Source organism: Leuconostoc sp. (genome assembly GCF_965300815.1).
In genome coordinates this window covers 1-2,261 of the sequence record NZ_CBDKZH010000160.1, presented here as the reverse complement: position 1 = coordinate 2,261, position 2,261 = coordinate 1, and the positions used below count along the sequence as shown (strand labels likewise).

The 2,261-nt window shown below is 42.7% G+C and carries 3 protein-coding genes; 2 read left to right on the top strand and 1 reads right to left on the bottom strand.

Annotation, left to right across the window (positions count from 1 at the left end; genetic code table 11):
- Positions 1-157: 157 nt before the first annotated feature.
- Positions 158-643: a DUF805 domain-containing protein gene (locus ACW12G_RS07625; RefSeq protein ID WP_048700309.1), complete on the top strand. Its 486-nt coding sequence runs from the start codon at positions 158-160 to the stop codon at positions 641-643.
- A gap of 35 nt (positions 644-678) precedes the next feature.
- On the opposite strand, the gene ACW12G_RS07620 is transcribed toward ACW12G_RS07625, so the two are convergent.
- Positions 679-1,359, bottom strand: a complete 681-nt coding sequence (locus tag ACW12G_RS07620; RefSeq protein ID WP_455647677.1) for a hypothetical protein — start codon at positions 1,357-1,359, stop codon at positions 679-681.
- A 127-nt stretch (positions 1,360-1,486) separates the two neighbouring features.
- Between ACW12G_RS07620 and ACW12G_RS07615 the strand changes: the two genes are divergently transcribed.
- On the top strand, positions 1,487-2,257 hold the full coding sequence (locus ACW12G_RS07615) for a (S)-acetoin forming diacetyl reductase (RefSeq protein ID WP_048700307.1): 771 nt from the start codon (positions 1,487-1,489) through the stop codon (positions 2,255-2,257).
- The last annotated feature ends 4 nt before the right edge of the window (positions 2,258-2,261 follow it).

Below are 2,261 nucleotides of genomic sequence, written 5' to 3'. Positions count from 1 at the left end.
CTTCATATTTTAACATTTTATCTCGGTTAACCGCAGCTTATCATGACGGGCTGCAGTTGAGCTCCTGTGAACAAGGTGAATAAACTATTGATAAATTTTTTTAATTTTTTAAGATATGGTAAGATTGATAGCAAGCTATCAAAGGGGGAAATAGGTAATGACAGCGTGGGGGGCCTTAGCTGACTTTTTTAAGCAGTATACCAATTTTCGTGGGACGAGTTCACGTCGTGCGTTCAATTGGATTGTGTGGTTTTGGGGGAGTGTGTCTGTTATTGTGGACAGCATCATCGTGGTAGTCGCTCGGCTGGGTGCTTTTTTTGGCCGACAAGCTGCAGCACAAACGGAAACGAGTGCGGTTGAAGCAACGGTGATGCTTGTTGTGATGGTATCGTGTTTTATGTCAGTTATCGTTGTTTTACCAACCGTGGCTTTATACACGAGAAGGTTACACGATATGGGGTATTCCGGGTGGTGGCAAGTTGGGCCGTTGAGCCTGAATATTTTATTTATCAGTCTATCGTTAATCAGTCATTTGCAATCACCAATCTTGATGAAAACGTGGTGGTTACCAGTAATGGTGAGTTTATTACTGACGGTTTGGCTGTCGCTGGGGAAGTCTAGTACCAGTCAACGTTATCGTTAATACAAAAAGCAACGGCCATTATGGTCGTTGCTTTTTTAGTCGCCGCGGACATCGCCGTGAACAAGATGTTTAAAGATATGGCGGTCAGCCCAAGCGATATTACGACCTTTGAAAAAGAACGAGACAAGGGTGACTAAGCCAAGCGCTACAATTTGATGGCTAATGAGAAAGGCCACGCATGAAATACCAATCGCAACGATGAAATTGCTCATCTGGGCTTTTGACGCATCACCATGAAAATAGTCAAAACGCAAAATGTTTGTTAAGTCGTCTAGGGGATGTAAAACCCAATTTACGCGTTGATAAATGGAAATGGCAACACCGATCGTCCAAATGGCAAAAACATCGAGCAATAAACGCCAATACCAAGCAATGGCATCAACCCCTAATTTAACGAAAAAAGCCGCAAAGATGCCGACTAATAAACTAAAAGATAGCCCAAAGAGGACATTTCCTGTAAAACGGATCCAATTAAAATTCATGGCGAGAAACATATTTAAAAAAGCAATCGATGTGGCAAATAAGGCGAGAAAAATGCCGATTTGCCAGCCGGTGAGATGCGCCAGATTAGCCGCACCAGCCGTCCACGGTGCAGAACCCATGGCCGTTGCGACGCTTAACCCATTACCAAACGAATTAAGCATCAGGGAAATGGCAAAGAAACTGATTTTTTGCTTCAACCCAAGTTGGTAAAATTGACCATCCAGATAATACATACATTTCTCCCGTTAATTGTCTTGCATTTATTATAGCAGTAACAACATACAAGCGTAATTGTTTACAAATTCACATATAAGGTGTATATTGTTTGTGAAATAGTTATCAAGAGGAGGGTATTAAAAGATGACGAAAGTAGCATTAGTAACAGGCGCTGGACAAGGTATTGGCCAAGCGATTGCGGAACGATTGGTTAAAGATGGCTTTAAGGTTGCCGTAGTTGGCCGTCATTTAGACAAGGTACAAAAAGTAGCGGATAAGATTAACGACAACGGTGGCGAAGCCATTGCGATTCAGGCAGACGTAGCAAAACGCGCGGAAGTTTTTGCAGCAGTTGCTGAAACAAAAGAAAAATTTGGCGAATTCAATGTTATCGTCAATAACGCAGGTGTGGCACCAACAACGCCAATTATGTTGGTTACTGAAGAAGATATGAACTGGACTTGGGGGATTAACGTGAATGGTGTGGTCTGGGGGACACAAGCAGCCGCAGATGCCTTTATGTCACTTGGACACGGCGGTAAAATTATTAACGCAACATCTCAAGCTGGCGTACAAGGTAATCCTAATTTGACAGCGTATGGTTCAACGAAATTTGCAATTCGTGGTATTACGCAAACGACAGCTAAGGAATTAGCTGAATTTGGTATCACGGTGAATGCTTTTGCGCCAGGTATTGTTAAGACACCGATGATGTGGGACATTGCGCATGAAGTCGGCCAAAATGCTGGTCAAGATGATGAATGGGGAATGGCACAATTCTCTGATGGAATTACGCTTGGTCGTTTGAGTGAACCGGAAGATGTTGCTAATGTTGTGAGTTTCCTAGCTGGGGAAGATTCTAATTATGTAACTGGACAAACAATTGTTGTTGACGGTGGTATGGTATTCCATTAAGCAT

What these genes read in the sequence shown, in the direction of transcription:
- ACW12G_RS07625 (WP_048700309.1), top strand. Translation starts at nt 158, where the DNA reads ATGACAGCGTGGGGGGCCTTAGCTGACTTTTTTAAGCAGTATACCAAT.
- ACW12G_RS07620 (WP_455647677.1), bottom strand. Translation starts at nt 1,359, where the DNA reads ATGTATTATCTGGATGGTCAATTTTACCAACTTGGGTTGAAGCAAAAA.
- ACW12G_RS07615 (WP_048700307.1), top strand. Translation starts at nt 1,487, where the DNA reads ATGACGAAAGTAGCATTAGTAACAGGCGCTGGACAAGGTATTGGCCAA.